Source organism: Streptomyces sp. ISL-36 (genome assembly GCF_018614205.1).
Lineage (GTDB): Bacteria > Actinomycetota > Actinomycetes > Streptomycetales > Streptomycetaceae > Streptomyces.
Map to the genome: position 1 here is coordinate 35967 of NZ_JAGGOS010000100.1, position 7232 is coordinate 43198.

At 73.7% G+C, this 7232-nt stretch carries 5 protein-coding genes; 1 reads left to right on the forward strand and 4 read right to left on the reverse strand.

Features of this window, described 5'->3' with window-relative positions; all coding sequences use genetic code 11:
* The first annotated feature begins 182 nt into the window (after nt 1–182).
* Nucleotides 183–2117 (forward strand): helix-turn-helix domain-containing protein, encoded by a 1935-nt coding sequence (locus J7E93_RS25275; RefSeq protein ID WP_215072240.1) that lies wholly within the window; start codon nt 183–185, stop codon nt 2115–2117.
* A 90-nt stretch (nt 2118–2207) separates the two neighbouring features.
* Here the strand turns inward: J7E93_RS25275 and J7E93_RS25280 are convergent, their stop codons facing one another.
* The 4 genes from J7E93_RS25280 to J7E93_RS25295 form a co-directional block, all read right to left on the reverse strand.
* Nucleotides 2208–3464 (reverse strand): transposase, encoded by a 1257-nt coding sequence (locus tag J7E93_RS25280; protein WP_215072241.1) that lies wholly within the window; start codon nt 3462–3464, stop codon nt 2208–2210.
* Between the two features lie 449 nt (nt 3465–3913).
* On the reverse strand, nt 3914–4924 hold the full coding sequence (locus J7E93_RS25285; protein ID WP_215072242.1) for an LLM class F420-dependent oxidoreductase: 1011 nt from the start codon (nt 4922–4924) through the stop codon (nt 3914–3916).
* Nucleotides 4925–5036: 112 nt separating this feature from the next.
* Entirely contained in the window at nt 5037–5879 is an 843-nt protein-coding gene (locus J7E93_RS25290; protein ID WP_215072243.1) for a DUF5336 domain-containing protein, read from the reverse strand.
* Nucleotides 5880–5969: 90 nt separating this feature from the next.
* Nucleotides 5970–6857 (reverse strand): N-acetylmuramoyl-L-alanine amidase, encoded by an 888-nt coding sequence (locus J7E93_RS25295; RefSeq protein WP_215072244.1) that lies wholly within the window; start codon nt 6855–6857, stop codon nt 5970–5972.
* Nucleotides 6858–7232: the final 375 nt, after the last annotated feature.

Sequence of the window (7232 nt, forward strand, 5' to 3'; positions counted from 1 at the left end):
GCCGCTCGGGGTGGCGGAGCTTCCGACTCTCTCCCACCCACCCGGTCCGGCGAAACGTTCAGGCCATTCCCGGAACCCCGGTTGCACGCCTGCTGAGACACATTCGTGACCTCACCGGAACTTCCCTACCATGAGGCGCCTGACCTGTAGTGATGTGTAGAGCCGCACCCGTTGGGGGAACCGTGGACAAGGGGCCGGCCGCCGCCACCCGCGACGCTTTCGCGTACCTGGAGCTGCTCGCGCGCGAGGCGCCCGCCGCCCACTTCGACGAACCGCTGCTCCACGCCCCGGCGGCCCCGGGGCCGGACACCACCACCGAAGGCGAGGGAGCCACCCCCGACCGCGCACGGCAGCTCGCCCGCGACATCCGGGCGAAGTTCGAGCGGCAGCAGCGCCGCGACATGGGCAGCGCGGCCCTCCTCGACGCGGCCCGCGAGTTCCTCGGCAGCCATGGCGTCGACACGCTGCTGCGGCTGACCTGCCGCCGGGCGCGGACGCTGCTCAGCCTCGACATCGCGTACCTCTGCCTGTACGACCAGAAGACCGGCAGCCACGTCGTCAAGGCCGTCGACGGCCACTCCTCCGATCTGACACCGGGCTTCGTGGTGCCCCCGGGCGCGGGCCTCGGCAACCCCGCCACCCGGCGGGCGGCACCCGTGTGGACCCAGGACTACCTCGCCGACAGCCGCATCGAGCACTCCCCCTCCATCGACGAGGTGGTACGGGCGGAGGGGCTGCACGCGATCATCGCCGTCCCGCTGTCCAGCGACGGCTCCCACTTCGGGATCCTGTACGCGGGACACCGCGCCGTCCGTCACTTCTCCCCGGACGAGGTGGCGTTGCTCGGGACGTTCGGCGAGATGGCGGCGGCGGCCCTGGGGATCGCGGGGCTCCTGGACGAGTTGAGGGCCGAGACCACCGCGCGCGTGGCCGAGGCCGTACGGCTCGGCGAGGAGCTGCACTCCATGCGCCGTCTCGCCGAGGCACAGGCCGCGCTGATGGAGCGCACTCTGGACGGCAGCTCACTGCCGCAGCTCCTGGCGGCCGCGGGGGACCTGCTGGGCGGGAGCGTCCTGCTCGCCGACGCGGCGGGCCGTACGGTGGCGGGGCATGGCGCCGCCGAGGCGGCCCCGGCGGAGCTCATGGCGGCTGCCCTCGCGGCGCGGTCCACGGACACCCCGGTGCGGTCGGCGCCCGGGGTGTGGCTCACTCCTGTGCCTGGCGGAGACGACCGGCTCGGCTACCTGGTGCTGCACCGGGAGGAGCCGCCGACCGCCGAGGACGCCGCCCTGCTGCGGCTCTGCGGCCGGGCCGTGGCGCTCCTCGTGCGACCGGGCGCCGCCCCCGACGAAACCGTTCTGCGCGAGGAGCTCGCCGAGGCCCTGCTGGTCGGCGGCGAGTGGATCGGGCAACGGCTGCTCACCCACGGCCGGGCCGCAGGCCTCGACTTCACGGCGCCGTTCGTCGTGGTGGTCGCCCGGCCCGTCGCCGGGATCACCGACCGGGCCCTCGCCTGGGCCGCCGCGTACACCCGCGAGAACGGGGGGCTGCGGGTCCGGATCGACGACCACCTCGCCCTCCTGCTCCCGGGCGAGGACCCCGCCGAAGCGGCCCGTACGGTCGAGGCGTTCGCCCGAGACCTGGGCAGCCCGGCCACCGTGGGCGCCGCGGGTCCGGTGACGGCGGGCCCGGGAGACCTGCCCGCCACCTACGACCGGGCCGTACGGTGCCTGGGCACCCTCACGGCGCTCGGCGCCACCGGCAAGGCGGCCTCCGCGCAGCAACTCGGCCCGGTGATGACCCTGCTCGCCCACGACCGTGACGTGGACGGCTTCATACGGGCCACGATCGGCCCGGTCCTGGAGTTCGACGCCCAGCGCTCCGCCGAACTCGCCGTCACCCTCGAGGCGTACTACGCGGCCGGAGGCAGCCCCACCAGGGCCGCCCGCCGCCTCTACATCCACCCCAACACCGTCTCCCGGCGACTCGACCGGATCACCGAACTCCTCGGCCCCCAGTGGCAGGACCTGACCGCCGGCCTCGACGTCCAGCTCGCCCTGCGCCTCCACCGGATACGAGAATCCCTCGCACCCTGCCCGGGCACGACGGCCCGCTGACCGGGCGCCGGCCCACGGAACCCCGGCGCCCAGCGGTACGCGGTGCCTCAGGGGCCCACGGAACCGTGGCGCCCAGCGGTACGCGGTGCCTCAGACCGCCACGGCGGTGCGCCGACCCGGCCGAGGGCCGACGCGCTGCCCCGGCGGCCGGCCCGGCGCCGGGGCCCCGACCCCGCCGCCCCGCACCACTTCCAGCGTCATGAGCGCCCGCACCGCCTGGGCCACCGACACCATCGTCATGTGCCGGTGCCAGCCGGAGAAGGACCGGCCGCCGTAGTCGTGCAGCCCTGAGCGCTCGGCCGACCCACTCTCCGGCGAGGGCCCCGACACCGGCATCGTGGAGCCGTTGCCCGCGAGCTCCGTCAGTCGCAGCAGGGCGGACAGCGGCACCGTCGTCAGATCGGTCAGCCACAACCGGTCCGGCGCCGCCTGCGGCCCGAACCACTCCCCGATCAGAAGCCGTTCCTCCTTCTGCCCGTGGCGCCACCCATCCCCCCGTTCCCCGACCGCCGCCGGCAGGCTCACCCGCAGGGCCACCGCCATCCGGCACCCGTCGGCCCGGGTCACCGGCCGCCGTACCCCGGTCGAGGACAGCAGTTGCCGCGCCATGACGGGCTGCTGACGTACCCCGGCCGGCCCGCTGTCGCCGGCCAGCAGCCGGGTGGCCCCGCTGATCCGGGCCAGCAGCGGCACCCGCGCCGCGTCGAACCGGCGCACCAGCGTCACAAGCCCCGCGCGCCGCGCGTCGACGACGACCGGTCGGAATGCCGACGTCGGCCGGAGTGGCAGCTCCAGGGCGGTGGTCACCGCCGCGTCCTCCGGTGAGACCGGCGCCACGTACTCCGCCGGCACTCCAGCCCGCGCCCGCTCGGCCGGGTCGCCGAGCAGGCTCTCGGGCAGTTCCAGGTGCCAGTTGACGGGAATCTCACCGCTCGCGGAGGTCTGCCACAACCCGTAGCCGAACTGCCCGTTCACCATCCGCCCCAGCTCCGGTACGTAACGCCGGTCGACCCCCACGAGCCGCTCCCCGGTCTTCGGCAGGGTGATCGGCCGCACCACCCACGCCGCCGGTGGGGCGGTCCGCTCCAGGAAGCGGACGAGCGCCTCGCGGACCGGCAGCCAGTCCCAGCCGGAGCTGGCGATGAAGTGGTGGAAGCGCTGCTCGGCCGCCGGCTCTCCGGCGTACGTCGCGATGTTCCGCGCTGTCTTGCGACCCGGCACGGCGAGCATGCCGCGCAGGTACTGGTCCGCGGTGCGCCGCTGGTCACTTCTGCGCAGCGAGGCGAACACCTCGCGGCTCAGGTCCACGAAAAGGTCCTCATCACTGTGCGTAGCGATGGGAATCATGCCGGACTGGCCTCCTGCCGCTCGTCGTACGAGTTTTCGGACCTCAGACGCTTCCGGCTGACGGCGTTCCGGCACAAGGAGCGCCGATCACACGACGGGCGGTCTCTCAGGGTGACCCCTGGAGCCGGCCCGGGTGCCGGCGGCACCTTCCGCCGTCACGGGCCAAGGGCAGTGTGCCGGGGCCACAGCGCGGCGGCCGCGGATGGTGGGGGCCGTGCCGCCCGACCTACGGCTCGGGGCGGCCCGGTTCGGCGCTACGGCGGCCGAGGGGTGACCTCGCCACCGGCCGCGCGTCCATAACGGGTCCCCTCGCCCAGGCGGAGTTGCCCGAGTGGCGGAGCCACGGGGCCGGGGGCGAGGCTGACGCCACACCCCCGAGCAGAACGCGACAGCGCGGGTGCCCCGGTGACGGACAGGATGCCGAGCGCTTCCCGAACCGGCGGCCGACGTTAGGAATTGAGCTCCGCGAGCAGGCGGAGGGTGGCCGGGTCGGGGGCCGTGACCAGGAGGTCGGTGACGGGGCCCTTGCGCCACAGCTCCAGCCGTTCGGCGATCCGTTCCCGGGGCCCGACGAGCGAGATCTCGTCCGCGAAGGAGTCCGGCACGGCGAGCACGGCCTCCTCGCGCCGGCCGGCCGCGAACAGCTCCTGGATGCGCCGGGCCTCGGCCGCGTACCCCATGCGTCCCATCAGGTCGGCGTGGAAGTTGCGGGCCGCGTGCCCCATGCCGCCGATGTAGAAGCCGAGCATCGCCTTGACCGGCAGCAGCCCCTCGGCGAGGTCGTCGCAGAGCTGGGCGCGGACCATCGGCGCGACGAGGAAGTTCTCGGGGAGCCGCGCCGGCAGCGCGTACACCTCGGCCCAGCGGCTCGGCGACCAGTAGAGCGGCAGCCAGCCGTCGGCGATGGCGAGCGTCTGGGCGATGTTCTTCGGACCCTCGGCGCCGAGCAGGATGGGCAGATCCGCCCGGAGCGGGTGGGTGATCGGTTTGAGGGCCTTCCCGAGCCCGGTGCCGTCCTCCCCGGCGTACGGGTGGGAGTGGAAGCGCCCGTCGAGCGCGACGGGCCCCTCGCGGCGCATGACCTGGCGGATCACGTCCACGTATTCGCGGGTCGCGGTCAGCGGGGAGCGCGGGAAGGGGCGGCCGTACCAGCCCTCCACGACCTGCGGCCCGGACAGCCCGAGCCCGAGCATTGTCCGGCCCCCGGAGAGGTGGTCGAGCGTCAGCGCGTGCATCGCGGTGGCGGTCGGCGTCCTGGCGGCCATCTGCGCGACGGCGGTACCGAGCCTGATCCGGCTGGTGTGCGCGGCGATCCAGGTCAGCGCGGTGAACGCGTCAGAGCCCCACGCCTCGGCGGTCCACACGGAGTCGTACCCCAGCCGCTCGGCCTCGCGGGCGAGGTCGACGTGGGCGGGGGAGGGGCCGCGCCCCCAGTACCCGAGGGCGAGTCCGAGCCGCATGGCACCCCACCAACCTTTCTGACGTATCGTCAGACAGTGTGTCGGTGGGACTGTACGACAACGGCCCCCCGCCCGGAAGTGATTCCGGACGAGGGGCCGCTGGGGCGCTCGCTCAGCCGCGTTGGATGCCGGTGGTGTCCTGCAGGACACCGCGGCGGCCGTCCTGGGTCTGGGCGACCAGGCCGGGACCGCGCTGCTCGACCGCCAGGTACCAGGTGCCGGGGGCCAGTTCGGCGATCGGGGTCGGCGAACCGTCCTCCGCGTACAGCGGGCGGGCGACGGGGACCGCGAACCAGAACGGCGTGAAGTCGGCGGCCGGCTGCTGGGGCTGCGCCTGGGCCTGCGCCGGCTGCGGAGCCGGAGCGGCCGCCTGCGGCTCGGGCTGCGGCTGCCCCGCGTACGGCTGCTGGGGCTGGGCGCCGTAGGGCTGCTGCTGCGCACCCGGGTAGCCATAGCCACCGGGAACGCCCGGCTGGCCGGGGTGCCCCGGCTGCATGCCGTACGGCTGCGGCGCCTGCGGGCGCGGGGCGCCGACGAGCGAAGCCTTCAGGGCCGGGACCAGCGGACCGGCGACCACGGCGCCGGCGAGGACCAGCGCGGCGATCAGGCCGAGGATGAGGCCGATGCCGGCGTTCTCCGACTCGAAGAACCACATCAGCAGCGTCCACGCGGAGGCGATGGTGAACGCGGCACCGACCTGGCCGAGCTCCAGGCCGGCCACCTTGCGCTGCTGCGGCAGACCGTGGGAGAGGACGACCAGCGCGGCACCGGCGATACCCAGGAAGAAGGAGCCCCAGCCGAGCGGCGAAATCTCCCAGGAGTTCGGGATGTCGACCGAGTCGCAGATCGCGTCGCTGGCGTCACAGCTGACGTAACCGAGGAACGAGGCGATGAACAGCACCACCGCTGCACCGATCACCACGCCATCGCCTCGAGTGAGGGAGCGGATATTCACGTAAGAGTCCTTCGTCGGGTCGTCTCGTCGGGGTGGCGCGAAGCACGGGGGCGGCCCCATCGTACGGAGCGAATCTATCGCTCGCCGGTCCTACCCCTTGAGGTAGGTCCCGATGCCGTCCGCGATCCCCTGCGCCGCTTTCTGGCGCCATGCCGCATCCGAGAGGAGTGCGGCATCCTTCGGATCACGCATATTGCCGCATTCGACGAAGACCTTGGGAACAGTTGAGAGATTGAGTCCCCCGAGATCCCCGCGTACGTCCAACCCGGTGCCCGAACCGATGTAGTTGGCGGGTGCGGTGCCGGTCGCGCGGGCGAAGTGCCGGGCGATGCCCTCGCCGAGGGTACGGGAGGGCTCGACGATCTTCGTGGTGTCGGCGGCGCCTGAGCCGACGAGTGCGGGCAGGATCACATGGAAGCCGCGGTGGCCCGTGGCGGACCCGTCGGCGTGCACGGAGACGACGGCGTCGGCACGGGCGGCGTTGCCGGTCCGGGCGCGCTCGTCGATGCAGGGGCCGTAGGGGCGCTCGGCGTCATGGGTGAACACGACCTTCGCACCCTGGGCCTTGAGGAGGTCGCGCAGGCGGTGTGAAACATCGAGGGTGAATGCGGCTTCCGTGTAACCGGCCTCGGTGGAGGTGCCGGTGGTGTCGCATTCCTTCCGGGCGGTCCCGATATCCACCTTCCGGTTGATTTCGCGGGAGTGCCGGAAGTTGCCGGGGTTGTGCCCGGGGTCGATGACGACGGTTCGCCCGGAGAGCGGGCGGGCCGGGCTCTTCGTCGGCTCGGAGGACTCGGAGACCTCGGAGGACTCAGAGGCCTCGGAAGCGGGGGAGGTGGGGGAGCTGTCGGCCTTCGCGTCGACGGTCCGCGGTGACCGCGCGGGCTGCGTCGCGCTCTCGGTCGCGGCGCCGCACCCCGCGAGCGCGAGGCATCCGAGCAGGGTGAGGGCGAGGGTCTTCCGGTGGTCGTACGGCACCCCGCGACTCTAGTGGGCCGGATAGTCCATTGACGCGAAGCGGCTGGGACGGGACCGTGGCGGGTAGGGGACGGGTGCGCCGTTGAGGCGGCGTCACACACGGGCGCGATCGCGCGTGGCGTGTGCATGGACCACGGGGGGTCACTGTGGCGGGCGAAGAACCGAACGACAGAACGCCGGAGCCGGAAGACAGCGTGCCGGGCGCGGCGCCAGGTGCGCCGAGCGCGTCCAGTGCGCCGGATACGTCGAGTGCGCCGGGTGTGCCACCGACTGCGGCACCGGGTACGCCGCCGGGCGTGTCGGCCGGGGCGCCGGAGCCGGCTCGGGCCGGGGGGCCGGATGCGCCCAGGGGCCGGCCCGGCGAGGGCCCCGGCG

Excerpts from the sequence above, each read along its gene's own strand:
- J7E93_RS25280 (WP_215072241.1), bottom strand. The coding sequence starts at position 3,464 with ATGATTCCCATCGCTACGCACAGTGATGAGGACCTTTTCGTGGACCTG.
- J7E93_RS25285 (WP_215072242.1), bottom strand. The coding sequence starts at position 4,924 with ATGCGGCTCGGACTCGCCCTCGGGTACTGGGGGCGCGGCCCCTCCCCC.